This is a genomic window from Bacillus sp. EB01, assembly GCF_000613125.1.
Lineage (GTDB): Bacteria > Bacillota > Bacilli > Bacillales > Cytobacillaceae > Bacillus_D.
The window spans coordinates 2,039,342-2,054,937 of the sequence record NZ_HG964497.1 but is presented as its reverse complement, the minus strand read 5'-3'; the positions used below and the strand labels follow the sequence as shown (position 1 = coordinate 2,054,937).

General features: G+C 44.7%; 12 protein-coding genes. All 12 read left to right on the top strand.

The features are described 5' to 3' along the window. Positions 1-62: 62 nt before the first annotated feature. The 12 genes from TY16_RS09220 to rplW all read left to right on the top strand — a co-directional run bounded on the left by TY16_RS09220 (position 63) and on the right by rplW (position 15,577). Positions 63-665 (top strand): class I SAM-dependent methyltransferase, encoded by a 603-nt coding sequence (locus tag TY16_RS09220; protein WP_043931583.1) that lies wholly within the window; start codon positions 63-65, stop codon positions 663-665. 289 nt (positions 666-954) lie between these two features. Beyond that, the gene (rpoB, locus tag TY16_RS09215; protein WP_043931582.1) at positions 955-4,515 is read left to right on the top strand and encodes a DNA-directed RNA polymerase subunit beta; all 3,561 of its coding nucleotides are present in this window, start codon (positions 955-957) and stop codon (positions 4,513-4,515) included. A 115-nt stretch (positions 4,516-4,630) separates the two neighbouring features. Continuing rightward, positions 4,631-8,227 carry a DNA-directed RNA polymerase subunit beta' gene (gene rpoC, locus TY16_RS09210; protein ID WP_043931580.1) on the top strand — a complete coding sequence of 1,199 codons (3,597 nt, stop codon included), beginning with the start codon at positions 4,631-4,633 and terminating at the stop codon, positions 8,225-8,227. Positions 8,228-8,398: 171 nt separating this feature from the next. Then, the gene (locus tag TY16_RS09205; RefSeq protein WP_043931578.1) at positions 8,399-8,647 is read left to right on the top strand and encodes a 50S ribosomal protein L7ae-like protein; all 249 of its coding nucleotides are present in this window, start codon (positions 8,399-8,401) and stop codon (positions 8,645-8,647) included. A gap of 102 nt (positions 8,648-8,749) precedes the next feature. Beyond that, positions 8,750-9,172 (top strand): 30S ribosomal protein S12, encoded by a 423-nt coding sequence (gene rpsL, locus TY16_RS09200; RefSeq protein ID WP_043931577.1) that lies wholly within the window; start codon positions 8,750-8,752, stop codon positions 9,170-9,172. Between the two features lie 43 nt (positions 9,173-9,215). Beyond that, entirely contained in the window at positions 9,216-9,686 is a 471-nt protein-coding gene (gene rpsG, locus TY16_RS09195) for a 30S ribosomal protein S7 (RefSeq protein WP_043931575.1), read from the top strand. Between the two features lie 151 nt (positions 9,687-9,837). Beyond that, complete coding sequence (gene fusA, locus TY16_RS09190; protein WP_043931574.1) at positions 9,838-11,916, top strand: elongation factor G; 2,079 nt, start codon at positions 9,838-9,840, stop codon at positions 11,914-11,916. A gap of 116 nt (positions 11,917-12,032) precedes the next feature. Then, a complete protein-coding gene (gene tuf / locus TY16_RS09185) occupies positions 12,033-13,220 on the top strand; it encodes an elongation factor Tu (protein WP_043931573.1) in 1,188 nt (395 codons plus the stop codon). Positions 13,221-13,662: 442 nt separating this feature from the next. Beyond that, positions 13,663-13,971: a 30S ribosomal protein S10 gene (gene rpsJ, locus TY16_RS09180; protein ID WP_036065498.1), complete on the top strand. Its 309-nt coding sequence runs from the start codon at positions 13,663-13,665 to the stop codon at positions 13,969-13,971. A gap of 42 nt (positions 13,972-14,013) precedes the next feature. Next, positions 14,014-14,640, top strand: a complete 627-nt coding sequence (gene rplC, locus TY16_RS09175) for a 50S ribosomal protein L3 (protein ID WP_043931572.1) — start codon at positions 14,014-14,016, stop codon at positions 14,638-14,640. A 29-nt stretch (positions 14,641-14,669) separates the two neighbouring features. Further along, a complete protein-coding gene (gene rplD / locus TY16_RS09170; protein ID WP_043931570.1) occupies positions 14,670-15,293 on the top strand; it encodes a 50S ribosomal protein L4 in 624 nt (207 codons plus the stop codon). Then, positions 15,290-15,577 (top strand): 50S ribosomal protein L23, encoded by a 288-nt coding sequence (gene rplW, locus TY16_RS09165; RefSeq protein ID WP_197028468.1) that lies wholly within the window; start codon positions 15,290-15,292, stop codon positions 15,575-15,577. Before rplD ends, rplW begins: the two co-directional genes overlap by 4 nt. Positions 15,578-15,596: the final 19 nt, after the last annotated feature.

Genomic DNA, 15,596 nt, shown 5'->3' with positions numbered 1-15,596 from the left:
ATGGCCGGATAGCTATAATACGTTTCTAGGACAATTCCGTTATATTCCTGGAGGTGAAGCTTATGTCGGAACATTATTATTCCAAAAAGCCGAGTTCGGAAAGTTCTCCGAAACATTGGGACTTTACATTAAGGGGCCAGAGGCTTCGATTTAAAACTGACAGTGGGGTTTTTTCAAGAAATGAGGTTGACTTTGGGTCAAGGCTTTTAATTGAGACTTTTATACCCCCTGATCTGGATGGGCCGATGCTTGATGTTGGCTGCGGATATGGACCTATTGGCCTTGCACTTGCCAAAACGTTTACGGACCAGATTGTACATATGGTTGATGTAAATGAACGTGCACTAGAGCTTGCTGTAGAAAACGCAAAAGCCAATGGGATTGAGAATGTTAGGATTTATGAAAGTGACAGGCTTCATAATGTCAAGGAGACTGGGTTTTCTGTAATTCTGACAAACCCGCCTATTCGTGCGGGGAAAAAGACAGTCCATGATATCTTTTTTCAGAGCCGGAAGGTATTGGCTAATGAAGGAGAATTGTGGGTTGTTATTCAAAAGAAGCAAGGAGCGCCCTCTGCTTTGGATAAGTTGAACGAGCTTTTTGGTGATGTAACAATCGTTGATAAGGAAAAAGGTTATTACATTATTAGGGCAAAAAACGTTTGACTGACATATGCTACTATGTTAATATTATAAAATGCCATCATCATCTTTTTTATGCCTTCCGAAAAAGTCAAGCTTTTTTTGCTAAATGGGGTAAGATTCCTGTTTAGTTGGACTTATTTTGTATAAAAATGGTATAGAAAGGAAAGGATGACAAAATAATAGGTAAAATGTGAAAAATGTGGTTTTTGGAGAGTCAAAACCCTTTTTCTTTTTGTCTGTTGCTATGGTTACTGCCTGGCGACAGGCGCAGATAGATTTACAATAACGCTTGATTTGAGGGGTGAATCAGTTGACAGGTCAACTAGTTCAGTATGGACGACACCGCCAACGAAGAAGTTACGCGCGAATCAGTGAAGTTTTAGAATTACCAAATCTAATTGAAATCCAAACCTCTTCTTATCAATGGTTTCTTGATGAGGGACTGCGTGAAATGTTCCAGGATATTTCACCGATTGAAGACTTTACTGGTAACCTATCTCTAGAATTTATTGATTATAGCCTTGGCGATCCGAAATATTCCGTTGAGGAATCAAAGGAACGGGATGTTACATATGCAGCACCATTGCGTGTAAAAGTGCGTCTCGTCAACAAAGAAACAGGGGAAGTTAAAGACCAGGATGTTTTCATGGGCGATTTCCCGCTTATGACAGAAACTGGCACGTTCGTCATCAATGGTGCGGAGCGTGTTATAGTTTCCCAGCTTGTGCGTTCTCCGAGCGTATATTACAGCGGGAAGCTAGATAAAAACGGTAAAAAAGGTTTTACTGCAACCGTTATTCCGAACCGCGGCGCATGGCTTGAGTATGAAACAGATGCCAAGGACGTCGTATACGTCAGGATAGATCGTACAAGGAAACTCCCAGTTACGGTTCTTTTACGTGCGCTTGGGTTCGGCTCTGATCAAGAAATCATCGACCTCATTGGCGACAATGAGTATCTCCGCAATACACTGGAAAAAGACAATACGGACAGCATTGAAAAAGCTTTGCTTGAAATCTACGAAAGGCTTCGCCCGGGTGAACCGCCTACAGTAGAAAATGCGAAGAGCCTTATTATTTCGCGCTTTTTTGACCCGAAACGTTATGATTTAGCGAGTGTAGGCCGTTATAAAATCAACAAGAAGCTCCATATTAAAAACCGGCTTTTTGGACAGCGGCTCGCGGAAGCACTGGTTGATCCTGAAACAGGTGAAATCCTTGCTGAAGCAGGCACTCTTCTTGACCGCAGGAACTTGGATCGGATTATTCCTGCCCTTGAAAAGAACATCAATATGTATAGCTATCAGCCTGGAGGCACCGTTATTGAAGGTGATGTTGTCCTTCAGAGCATTAAGATTTTCGCTCCAACAGATGACAATGAAAAAGTCATCAACATTCTGAGTAATGCATATGTACCGGAGCCGATAAAGAACATTACTCCTGCTGATATTATTTCGACAATCAGTTATTTCTTCAATCTGTTGCATGGAGTGGGAGATACTGATGATATTGACCATCTTGGAAACCGCCGCCTTCGTTCTGTAGGGGAATTGTTACAAAACCAATTCCGTATCGGTTTATCAAGGATGGAGCGTGTGGTTCGTGAGCGAATGTCCATTCAGGATACAGCTACAATCACGCCGCAGCAGTTGATCAATATCCGTCCAGTCATTGCTTCAATTAAAGAGTTCTTTGGGAGCTCTCAGCTTTCCCAGTTCATGGACCAAACCAATCCGCTTGCTGAATTGACGCACAAACGCCGTCTTTCTGCACTCGGACCGGGTGGTTTGACACGTGAGCGTGCTGGCTTTGAAGTTCGTGACGTTCACTATTCCCATTACGGGCGTATGTGTCCGATTGAAACACCTGAAGGACCAAATATTGGCTTGATCAACTCACTTTCATCCTTTGCGAAAGTGAATAGGTTTGGCTTTATTGAAACACCATACCGCAGAATTGACCCTGAAACAGGCAAAGTGACGGACAGAATTGATTATCTTACAGCGGATGAAGAAGATCTTTATGTTGTTGCCCAGGCAAATGCACGTCTAGGTGACGATGGCACTTTCCTTGATGAAGATGTTGTTGCACGCTTCCGCGGTGAAAACACTGTAGTAGCGCGTGAACGGATCGATTATATGGATGTATCGCCGAAACAGGTAGTATCTGCTGCGACCGCATGTATTCCGTTCCTTGAAAACGATGACTCGAACCGCGCTCTTATGGGTGCTAACATGCAGCGTCAGGCTGTGCCTCTTATGCAGCCGGAGTCCCCAAGAGTTGGGACGGGTATGGAACACGTATCTGCCAAGGATTCAGGTGCTGCTGTTATCTGTAAACACGAGGGTATCGTTGAACATGTCGAGGCCCGTGAAGTCTGGGTGCGCCGTGTTAAGGAGATTGATGGTACCGAAGTTAAGGGTGACCTTGATAAATATCGCATGCTGAAATTTATTCGCTCCAACCAGGGAACCTGTTATAACCAGCGCCCAATTGTTTCAGTGGGTGACCGAGTAACAAAAGGCGAAATTTTGGCTGATGGTCCATCCATGGAAAAAGGCGAACTGGCTCTTGGTCGGAACGTATTAGTAGCATTTGTTAACTGGGATGGCTATAACTATGAAGATGCAATCATCATGAGCGAGCGCCTTGTAAAAGATGATGTGTATACCTCTATCCATATTGAAGAATATGAATCAGAGTCCCGTGATACAAAGCTTGGACCTGAAGAAATCACTCGTGATATTCCGAATGTCGGGGAAGATGCGCTTCGGAATCTGGATGAGCGTGGAATTATCCGCATTGGCGCGGAGGTAAAAGATGGTGATCTTCTTGTAGGAAAGGTAACACCTAAAGGTGTAACTGAACTGACAGCAGAAGAGCGCTTGCTCCACGCAATCTTTGGTGAGAAAGCCCGGGAAGTACGGGATACGTCACTCCGTGTACCACACGGCGGCGGTGGAATTGTCCATGATGTAAAAGTATTCAACCGTGAAGATGGGGATGAACTCCCTCCTGGTGTAAACCAGCTAGTCCGTGTCTATATCGTTCAGAAACGTAAAATTCACGAAGGCGATAAGATGGCGGGACGCCACGGAAACAAAGGGGTAATTTCCCGCATACTTCCTGAAGAGGATATGCCGTACCTGCCAGATGGTACACCGGTTGATATCATGCTGAACCCTCTTGGCGTTCCGTCTCGTATGAATATAGGACAGGTGCTAGAGCTCCATCTTGGGATGGCAGCAAGAGCACTGGGCATCCACGTAGCATCACCGGTATTTGACGGTGCTACCGAAGAAGATGTATGGTCAACGATTGAGGAAGCTGGAATGGCCCGAGATGCCAAGACCGTCCTTTATGATGGACGAACAGGCGAACCTTTTGACAACCGGGTTTCAGTTGGCGTCATGTATATGATTAAGCTTGCTCACATGGTTGATGATAAACTTCACGCACGTTCGACTGGCCCGTACTCACTTGTTACGCAGCAGCCTCTTGGCGGTAAAGCCCAGTTTGGCGGACAGCGTTTCGGTGAGATGGAAGTTTGGGCACTTGAAGCATACGGTGCTGCCTATACATTGCAAGAAATCCTCACCGTTAAATCCGATGACGTAGTCGGACGCGTGAAGACATACGAGGCAATCGTAAAAGGGGAGAATGTACCGGAACCAGGTGTTCCAGAATCATTTAAAGTATTAATTAAAGAGCTTCAAAGCCTTGGTATGGATGTTAAGATCCTTTCCGGTGATGAAGAGGAAATAGAAATGCGTGACCTTGAAGATGATGATGATATGCAGCAGGTTGATACATTGACAATCGCGCCAGAATCACAAAACTTCGAGTCTGAAAAAGTAGGTTCCAAAGAATAGCTTCAAAAGAGTAACAAACCACAGCTTGCCCGGGTTGCATGGATAGATAGGCGCTCGGGAAGAGCTGTGTCTAGCTACAGGGTAAAACCTGGAGATTAAAAGGGAGGTAGGCCCCTTGCTTGATGTTAATAATTTTGAGTATATGAAAATCGGCCTTGCATCACCTGATAAAATTCGTTCCTGGTCTTTTGGTGAAGTCAAGAAGCCTGAAACAATTAACTATCGTACATTGAAGCCGGAAAAGGACGGTTTGTTCTGTGAGAGGATTTTCGGACCTACAAAGGACTGGGAATGCCATTGCGGAAAATACAAGCGTGTCCGTTACAAAGGTGTTGTCTGTGATCGATGCGGCGTTGAAGTAACACGCGCCAAAGTGCGCCGTGAACGAATGGGCCACATTGAACTAGCAGCTCCTGTTTCTCATATCTGGTATTTCAAAGGGATTCCTAGCCGAATGGGGCTTGTCCTGGACATGTCACCTCGTGCTCTGGAGGAAGTTATTTACTTTGCATCTTACGTTGTTACTGAAACAGGCGAAACAAGCCTTGAAAAGAAGCAACTCCTTTCAGAGAAGGAATACCGTGCTTATCGTGAGAAGTATGGAAACAAGTTCCAGGCCTCTATGGGTGCCGAAGCAATAAAGAAATTACTTTCGGATATCGATCTCAATAAAGAAGCCGATACGCTGAAGGAAGAATTAAAAACCGCGCAGGGACAAAGGCGTACACGGGCAATTAAACGTCTTGAAGTAATCGAAGCTTTCCGTGGATCGGGAAACGAACCGTCATGGATGATTCTTGATGTACTTCCGGTTATCCCGCCGGAACTTCGCCCAATGGTTCAGTTGGATGGTGGACGCTTTGCGACTTCCGACCTGAATGACCTGTATCGCCGCGTTATTAACAGAAACAACCGCTTGAAGCGCCTTCTAGACCTGGGTGCTCCTAGCATTATCGTCCAAAATGAAAAGCGTATGCTTCAGGAAGCAGTAGATGCGCTAATCGATAACGGCCGACGCGGCCGTCCTGTAACAGGGCCTGGAAACCGCCCATTGAAATCTCTTTCGCACATGCTGAAAGGAAAACAGGGACGTTTCCGCCAAAACCTTCTTGGTAAACGTGTTGACTATTCAGGGCGTTCGGTAATCGTTGTAGGACCGAACCTGAAAATGTATCAGTGCGGATTGCCTAAGGAAATGGCACTTGAGTTATTCAAGCCATTCGTCATGAAGGAATTGGTTGAGAAGGGTCTTGCCCATAATATAAAATCTGCCAAGCGCAAAATCGAACGCGTTCAGCCGGAAGTTTGGGATGTACTTGAAGAAGTAATCCGGGAGCACCCAGTCCTTTTGAACCGTGCCCCTACACTGCACAGGCTTGGTATTCAGGCGTTCGAACCGACTTTGGTGGAAGGCCGTGCCATTCGTCTTCATCCGCTCGTATGTACAGCATATAACGCTGACTTTGACGGAGACCAGATGGCTGTACACGTACCGCTTTCCGCAGAAGCTCAAGCAGAAGCACGCTTACTGATGCTGGCAGCTCAGAATATCTTGAATCCGAAAGACGGAAAACCTGTTGTAACTCCTTCTCAGGATATGGTATTGGGTAACTACTACTTGACTCTTGAACGTGAAGGTACAATGGGCGAAGGTATGATTTTCAAAGATACAAATGAAGCGTTGATTGCATATCAAAATGGTTATGTTCATCTGCATACACGGGTAGCAGTGCATGCGGGATCGTTGAATAATGAAACTTTCACAGACGAACAAAACAGCCAGCTGCTACTGACGACTGTCGGCAAACTCATATTCAATGAAATTTTGCCAAAATCGTTCCCATACATCAATGAACCAACGAAAGATAATCTTGAAGTGAAAACCCCAGAAAAGTATTTTGTTGAAAGAGGTACTGATATACCGGCGCGAATTAAGGAAATGCCGCTTGTCGAACCATTCAAGAAAAAAATACTTGGCAACATCATTGCAGAAGTGTTTAAACGCTTCAAGATTACTGAAACGTCCAAAATGCTTGACCGCATGAAGGATCTTGGATTCAAATATTCAACAAAAGCCGGCATCACTGTCGGTGTTGCTGACATCGTTGTATTGGGTGAAAAAGAAGAGATACTTAGTGAATCTCAGAAAAAGGTTGATAATGTTCAGAAACAGTTCAGACGCGGTTTGATCACCGAAGATGAGCGCTATGATCGTGTCATTTCAATCTGGAGCCAAGCGAAGGATACTATTCAGGGTAAACTTATGAACTCCCTGAATAAAACAAACCCAATTTTCATGATGAGTGACTCCGGTGCCCGGGGTAACGCATCCAACTTTACACAGCTTGCAGGTATGCGGGGTCTGATGGCCAACCCGGCTGGACGAATCATCGAATTGCCAATTAAGTCGTCCTTCCGTGAAGGTCTGACAGTATTGGAATACTTTATATCTACTCATGGTGCCCGTAAAGGTCTTGCTGATACAGCCCTTAAAACAGCTGACTCTGGTTACCTTACCCGCCGTCTTGTTGATGTTGCCCAAGATGTCATCGTCCGTGACGATGACTGCGGAACGGACCGAGGATTGCACGTCCGCGCACTTAAAGACGGTACGGAAGTAATTGAAGCACTTGATGAACGCCTAATCGGCCGTTATGCAAGAAGGAATATTAAACACCCTGAAACAGGTGATATTATTGTTCCAGAAAATGGCTTGATTACTGAAGACTTGGCTGTGCAGATCGTTAATGTAGGCATTGAGGAAGTTCAAATCCGTTCAGCATTTACATGTAACACCAGACATGGAGTATGTAAGAAGTGCTACGGACGCAACCTGGCAACTGGCCAGGAAGTTGAAGTCGGTGAAGCGGTTGGTATTATCGCGGCTCAGTCTATCGGGGAACCGGGTACACAGCTTACAATGCGTACATTCCATACGGGCGGCGTTGCTGGGGACGATATTACACAAGGTTTGCCACGTATCCAGGAATTGTTCGAAGCTCGTAATCCAAAAGGCCAGGCTGTTATTGCTGAACTCGAGGGTGTCGTTGTTGGCATCAACGAGGGAAGGGACCGCCAGCATGAAATTGTGGTACAGGGAGAAGTTGAGTCAAAAACTTACTCTGCCCCATATACTGCAAGGCTAAAGGTTGCAGTTAATGATCGCGTCCTAAGAGGTCAGGAACTAACAGAAGGTTCTATCGATCCAAAAGAACTCCTGAAAGTGACCGATGTCGGTTCAGTCCAAGAATACCTGCTTCGTGAGGTACAAAAGGTATATAGGATGCAGGGTGTTGAAATTGGTGACAAGCATATTGAAGTTATGGTGCGCCAGATGCTGCGCAAGGTACGTGTCATTGATGCTGGAGAGACAGATGTCCTCCCTGGTATGCTGCTAGATATTCATCAGTTTACCGATGCAAATGAAAAGGCGTTGTTGAATGGAAAAATGCCTGCCACGGGCCGCCCGGTACTTTTGGGTATTACAAAGGCGTCTCTTGAAACGGATTCATTCCTTTCTGCGGCATCCTTCCAGGAAACTACAAGGGTCCTTACAGATGCAGCCATCAAAGGTAAACGCGATGAACTGCTTGGCTTGAAAGAGAATGTTATCATCGGGAAATTGATCCCTGCGGGAACAGGTATGCAGCGCTATCGCAAGGCAGAGCCGGTTCTTAAAGGTGAACAAACTGACCAAATAACTGTAGAATAAACTTTATTTCGACTGCAAGACAGAAATCGGCATCAGCCCAAACAGGGCTGATGCCAGTTTTTGGATTGTATTTTTGAGGAAAAAGTTAAATGTTATGTTGACAAAAGAATTCCTATGGTGGTAATATAGCAAAGGTGCTCCTATTAGCAAGTGCTTTGGAGGATATGAATAATGTCTTATGAAAAAGTATTGCAAGCGAGGAAACTCATAATAGGAATCAAGCAATCAGCCAAAGCTCTCGAAGACGGGAGTGCAAAAGAGCTGGTGATTGCTACTGATGCTGATCAGAAATTGACAGCAACAGCAGTGGGAATCGCTCGAAAGCTTGGAGTTCCTATACTGTATGTCGATTCCATGAAAAAACTCGGAAAGGCAAGCGGTATTAAAGTAGGAACTGCGGCTGTAGCTATTATCCGATAAAAACTGTTTTTGCAGATGCTGCTGCAAGAACTTTGTTTTTGCTAAAAAAAGAACCACCTGGATGTGTGGGACTACAAAAGATGTGAAGGGAGGAAAAATACAATGCCTACAATTAACCAATTAGTACGCAAGCCTCGTCAATCTGTAGAGGAGACTTCAAAATCCCCTGCATTGAACAAAGGCTATAACAGCTTCAAAAAAGCTCAAACTAACGTATCTTCTCCACAAAAGCGCGGTGTTTGCACCCGTGTTGGTACAATGACTCCGAAGAAACCGAACTCAGCGCTTCGTAAATATGCTCGTGTTCGCTTGACTAACGGTATCGAGGTAACAGCTTATATCCCTGGTATTGGCCATAACCTGCAAGAACACAGTGTTGTTCTTATCCGTGGCGGCCGTGTAAAAGACTTACCGGGTGTACGTTACCACATCGTACGTGGCGCTCTTGATACTGCAGGTGTAAACAACCGTATGCAAGGTCGTTCCAAATATGGAACAAAGCGTCCTAAAGCTGCAAAAAAATAAATCAAAACACTAAATAGAAGCTTTTCTGAAAGGAGGAAAAAACATGCCTCGTAAAGGTCCTGTTGCAAAGAGAGACGTATTGCCAGATCCGTTATACAATTCAAAGCTAGTAACTCGTTTGATCAACAAAATGATGATCGACGGTAAAAGAGGTACATCCCAAGCAATTCTTTACAACTCTTTCGATATCATTCGTGAGCGTACTGGTAAAGAACCAATGGAAGTGTTTGATGCCGCGCTTAAGAACATCATGCCTGTTCTTGAAGTTAAAGCACGTCGTGTTGGTGGAGCAAACTACCAAGTACCAGTAGAGGTGCGCCCTGATCGCCGCACAACTCTTGGTCTTCGTTGGTTAGTAAACTACTCACGCCTTCGCGGTGAGAAGACAATGGAACAGCGTCTTGCTGCAGAAATTATGGATGCAGCAAACAACACTGGTGCTTCTGTCAAGAAGCGCGAAGATACACACAAAATGGCAGAAGCCAACAAAGCATTCGCTCACTACCGCTGGTAGAATGAAAGACGAAAGCTACCGTTTAGCGGCGTAAGTTAGACAAGCTATATTTTGCCTGAGCCGGGTTATGTTACCCGGCTATCCGGGCACCGTCGTACATAGATGCCGGCGGATCCTTTAAAACACTCACACAAGGAAGGAGAAAGACCAAATGGCAAGAGAGTTCTCCTTGGAAAATACTCGTAATATCGGGATTATGGCCCATATTGATGCGGGTAAAACAACCACCACTGAACGCGTGCTTTATTATACTGGGCGTATCCATAAAATTGGTGAAACTCACGAAGGCGCATCCCAGATGGACTGGATGGAACAAGAGCAAGAACGCGGAATCACAATTACATCCGCTGCAACAACTGCACAATGGAAAGGCCACCGCGTTAACATCATCGATACACCAGGACACGTAGACTTCACAGTTGAGGTTGAACGTTCACTTAGGGTACTTGATGGTGCAGTCGCTGTACTTGACGCTCAATCCGGCGTTGAGCCACAGACTGAAACTGTTTGGCGTCAGGCGACTACATACGGGGTTCCCCGTGTAGTATTCGTTAACAAAATGGATAAGATTGGTGCGGATTTCCTTTATTCAGTAGGCACACTGCATGACCGCCTTCAGGCAAACGCACATCCAATCCAACTTCCAATTGGTGCTGAAGATCAATTTAGCGGCATTATCGATCTTGTTGAAATGAAGGCAAGATTCTATGGCAACGATCTTGGTACAGAAATCACTGACGGTGAAATTCCTGCGGAGTACCAGGAGCTAGCTGAAGAATACCGCGAAAAGCTTCTTGAAGCGGTAGCTGAACTTGATGAAGAGTTGATGGAAAAATACCTTGGGGGAGAAGAGCTGACCATTGAAGAAATCAAGGCAGCAATCCGTAAAGGTACTACAAATGTTGAATTCTACCCTGTTATTTGCGGTTCCGCGTTTAAAAACAAGGGTGTTCAATTAATGCTTGATGCAGTAATCGACTACCTTCCATCTCCGCTTGATGTACCTGCAATCAAAGGTATTTTGCCGGATACAGAAGAAGAAGTTGAGCGCCATTCAAGCGATGAAGAGCCATTCTCTGCTCTAGCATTCAAAGTTATGACTGACCCTTATGTTGGTAAACTTACATTCTTCCGTGTTTACTCGGGAACACTTGATTCCGGTTCTTATGTACAAAATTCTACTAAGGGCAAGCGTGAACGTATCGGGCGTATACTGCAAATGCATGCAAACAGCCGTCAGGAAATCTCCAAGGTTTATGCAGGAGATATCGCTGCTGCAGTAGGTCTGAAGGATACTACAACAGGTGACACTTTGTGTGATGACAAGAATCAAGTTATTCTCGAATCTATGCAATTCCCTGAGCCAGTAATCCAGCTTTCTGTTGAGCCTAAATCAAAGGCTGACCAAGACAAAATGGGTCAAGCCCTTCAAAAGCTTCAGGAGGAAGACCCAACATTCCGTGCGTACACTGACCAGGAAACTGGACAGACAATCATTGCAGGTATGGGTGAACTTCACCTGGATATCCTCGTTGACCGTATGCGCCGTGAGTTCAAAGTAGAAGCAAACGTTGGTGCGCCACAGGTTGCCTACCGTGAAACATTCCGCCAATCTGCACAGGTTGAAGGCAAATTTGCCCGTCAGTCTGGTGGACGCGGACAATTTGGACATGTTTGGATTGAATTCTCTCCAAATGAAGAAGGTAAAGGCTTTGAGTTTGTTAATGGTATTGTTGGTGGTGTTGTTCCACGTGAATACATCCCAGCTGTACAGGCAGGACTTGAAGATGCTCTTGACCGAGGCGTTTTGGCAGGCTATCCGCTTGTAGACATTAAAGCCCGTCTTTTCGATGGTTCTTACCATGATGTCGACTCCTCTGAAATGGCGTTTAAGATTGCTGCTTCCATGGCTCTTAAAAATGCGGCATCGAAGTGTGCTCCAGTCATACTCGAGCCAATCATGAAGGTTGAAGTTGTAATCCCTGAAGAATACATGGGTGATATCATGGGTATGCTTACTGCGCGTCGCGGACGTGTTGAAGGTATGGAAGCCCGCGGTAACGCACAGGTAGTCAGGGCGATGGTTCCACTTTCTGAAATGTTCGGTTATGCAACTTCTCTCCGTTCATCAACACAAGGACGCGGTGTTTTCTCGATGCACTTCGACCATTACGAAGAAGTTCCTAAGTCCGTTTCTGAAGAAATCATCAAAAAAAATAAAGGTGAATAATTGATTTTCGCCTTGCAATCAAGTATAACTACTATGTAAGCATAGGCTGAGAGAGTTACTGCTTTCTCGGCCCCTAATAATACTTAACTTTTTAAAATTAAAGGAGGAAATTCCTAATGGGTAAAGCTAAATTCGACCGCTCTAAGCCGCACGTAAATATCGGAACAATTGGTCACGTTGACCATGGTAAAACTACTTTGACTGCAGCAATCACTTCAGTACTAGCAAAAGTTGGTGGTGCAGAAGCTCGCGGGTATGATCAAATCGACGGTGCTCCAGAAGAAAAAGAGCGTGGAATCACAATCTCTACTTCACACGTTGAGTATGAAACTGCTAATCGTCACTATGCACACGTTGACTGCCCAGGACACGCTGACTATGTTAAAAACATGATCACTGGTGCTGCACAGATGGACGGCGGTATCCTTGTAGTATCCGCTACTGACGGCCCAATGCCACAAACTCGTGAGCACATCCTTCTTTCCCGTCAGGTAGGCGTACCTTACCTTGTTGTATTCATGAACAAGTGTGACATGGTTGATGACGAAGAGCTTCTTGAGCTTGTTGAAATGGAAATCCGTGACCTTCTTACTGAATATGAATTCCCTGGTGATGACACTCCTGTTATCAAAGGTTCTGCTCTTAAAGCACTTGAAGGTGAAGCAGAATGGGAAGAAAAGATCAACGAACTTATGGAAGCTGTTGACACTTACATTCCAACACCAACTCGTGATACTGAAAAGCCATTCATGATGCCTGTTGAGGACGTATTCTCAATCACTGGCCGTGGTACAGTTGCTACAGGACGTGTTGAGCGTGGACAAGTAAAAGTTGGTGACGTTGTTGAAATCGTTGGTTTCACTGAAGAGCCAAAATCTACTACTGTAACAGGTGTAGAAATGTTCCGTAAGCTGCTTGACTATGCAGAAGCTGGTGACAACATCGGTGCCCTTCTTCGTGGTGTAGCACGTGAAGAAATCGAGCGTGGACAAGTTTTGGCTAAGCCAAAATCCATTACTCCACACACTAAGTTCAAAGCGGAAGTTTACGTTTTGTCTAAAGAAGAAGGTGGACGTCATACTCCATTCTTCACAAACTACCGTCCACAATTCTATTTCCGTACTTCCGATATTACAGGTATCTGTAATCTACCAGAAGGCGTAGAAATGGTTATGCCTGGCGACAACATTGAAATGTCAGTTGAGCTAATCGCTCCAGTTGCGATTGAAGAAGGAACTAAGTTCTCAATTCGTGAAGGCGGCCGTACAGTAGGCGCTGGCGTTGTTGCTTCTATCCAAGAATAATTAATATCTTTAAAAAAACAGGCGGGTGACGATCCGCCTGTTTTTTTATGCACCTAAATTTGGTCTGTTAGAACAATAGTCACCTAACTTTGAATCGAATAAAAAATGACATAGGATGACGTGTTTCTTCTATACTTATTGATTATGTACTCTCTAGTTTAGATGGAAAATAGAGGGTGGAATAAAGTCATATTGAATTGGAATAAAACATTGCATTCCTTCTGCTGTGCCGCTATAATAGTAAAAGTGTGCTAAACATAAAAAGCTTATAAAACATATTGATTTTAAGAGCTTATTTATGTATAATAGACAATGTTGGTCTTTGACTGCGATGATGTGAGAGGTTGCTGATACACCCGGCCGCTTTGCCATGGCGAGTGTTATCAGGAGATTTTCACGGAGAATGTCTATTTTGAAAATAGGCGAAAAGGAGGGAAAAATAATGGCAAAACAAAAAATCCGTATCCGTTTAAAGGCGTATGATCACAGGATTCTTGATCAATCTGCTGAAAAAATTGTTGAGACAGCGAAGCGATCTGGTGCTTCCGTATCCGGCCCGATTCCACTTCCAACAGAGAAGTCTATCTACACGATCCTTCGTGCGGTGCATAAGTACAAGGATTCTCGTGAACAATTCGAGATGCGTACACACAAGCGTCTAATCGACATTGTGAACCCAACTCCACAAACAGTTGATTCACTAATGCGTCTAGACCTGCCATCCGGCGTTGACATCGAAATCAAACTTTAATTCAAACAATATATTTAAATAATTTTTCAGGAGGTGTGACTAATGACCAAAGGAATCTTAGGAAGAAAGATTGGTATGACTCAAGTATTTGCTGAAAACGGCAACCTGATCCCTGTAACTGTAATCCAGGCAGCTGGAAACGTTGTTCTTCAAAAGAAGACAGTTGAAAACGATGGCTACGAAGCGGTTCAAATCGGCTTCGAAGACAAACGCGAAAAACTTTCCAACAAACCTGAAAAGGGACATGTCGCAAAGGCAAGCACTGCTCCTAAGCGCTTCGTTCGCGAGTTCCGCGGAGTAGACTTGGCAGCATTTGAAGTTGGTCAGGAAGTCAAAGTTGATATTTTTGCAGAAGGCGACATCGTGGATGTAACTGGAGTATCTAAAGGTAAAGGATTCCAGGGCTCAATTAAACGCCATGGACAATCCCGCGGCCCTATGGCTCACGGTTCCCGTTACCACCGCCGTCCAGGTTCGATGGGTCCTGTAGCTCCTAACCGTGTGTTCAAGGGCAAAGCATTGCCAGGCCGCATGGGTGGAGAAGTTGTTACTGTTCAAAACCTTGAAGTTGTAAAGGTTGATACAGAACGCAATCTGGTTCTTGTGAAAGGTAATGTACCTGGACCAAGGAAATCACTTGTAAAAATTAAAACTGCTGTTAAAGCATAGAGACTTCGCAAGAAAGGAGGAACAAACGAATGCCTAAAGTAGCATTATTTAACCAAAACGGTTCACAAGTTGGTGAAATCGAGCTTAATGATACAGTGTTCGGCATTGAGCCTAACCAGCATGTTCTTTTTGAAGCAGTGCTGATGCAAAGGGCTTCACTTCGCCAGGGAACACACAAAACAAAAATCCGTTCTGAAGTAGCCGGTGGCGGTCGCAAGCCATGGAGGCAAAAAGGAACAGGCCGTGCCCGACAGGGTTCAATCCGCTCACCACAATGGAGAGGCGGCGGTACAGTATTTGGTCCAGTACCTCGCAGCTATAGCTATAAGCTTCCTAAAAAGGTACGCCGTTTGGCAATTAAATCCGCATTGTCTTCAAAAGTACTTGAAGAAAATGTACTAGTACTTGAAAGCCTCGCTTTCGATGCTCCAAAAACAAAAGATTTCAAGAGTGTCCTCAAAGGGCTTTCTGTTGAGAAAAAAGCACTTATTGTAACAGCTGACCTTGATGAGAACGTTGCGTTGTCTGCAAGGAATCTTCCTGGCATTACTGTAGTAACTGCCAACGGCATCAATGTCGTAGATGTCCTTAACCATGACAAGCTGATCATCACTAAGGCTGCTGTCGAAAAAGTAGAGGAGGTGCTTGCATAATGGACGTACGCGATGTCATTAAGCGCCCCGTTATTACTGAACGTTCTACTGATTTGATGGCTGAAAAGAAATATACGTTCGAAGTGGACGTTAAAGCCAACAAAACTCAAGTCAAAGACGCTATTGAAACAATCTTTGGCGTTGATGTTGAAAAAGTAAACATCATGAACTACAAAGGCAAGTTCAAGCGCATGGGCAAATTCGGTGGATATACTAACAAACGCCGCAAAGCCATTGTTAAGCTGACTGCAGATAGCAAAGAAATTGAAATTTTTGAATCCTAGAATATAACTAGAAGAGGAG

Excerpts from the sequence above, each read along its gene's own strand:
- rplD (WP_043931570.1), top strand. The coding sequence starts at position 14,670 with ATGCCTAAAGTAGCATTATTTAACCAAAACGGTTCACAAGTTGGTGAA.
- rplC (WP_043931572.1), top strand. The coding sequence starts at position 14,014 with ATGACCAAAGGAATCTTAGGAAGAAAGATTGGTATGACTCAAGTATTT.
- rpsL (WP_043931577.1), top strand. The coding sequence starts at position 8,750 with ATGCCTACAATTAACCAATTAGTACGCAAGCCTCGTCAATCTGTAGAG.
- fusA (WP_043931574.1), top strand. The coding sequence starts at position 9,838 with ATGGCAAGAGAGTTCTCCTTGGAAAATACTCGTAATATCGGGATTATG.
- rpsG (WP_043931575.1), top strand. The coding sequence starts at position 9,216 with ATGCCTCGTAAAGGTCCTGTTGCAAAGAGAGACGTATTGCCAGATCCG.
- TY16_RS09220 (WP_043931583.1), top strand. The coding sequence starts at position 63 with ATGTCGGAACATTATTATTCCAAAAAGCCGAGTTCGGAAAGTTCTCCG.
- tuf (WP_043931573.1), top strand. The coding sequence starts at position 12,033 with ATGGGTAAAGCTAAATTCGACCGCTCTAAGCCGCACGTAAATATCGGA.
- TY16_RS09205 (WP_043931578.1), top strand. The coding sequence starts at position 8,399 with ATGTCTTATGAAAAAGTATTGCAAGCGAGGAAACTCATAATAGGAATC.
- rpsJ (WP_036065498.1), top strand. The coding sequence starts at position 13,663 with ATGGCAAAACAAAAAATCCGTATCCGTTTAAAGGCGTATGATCACAGG.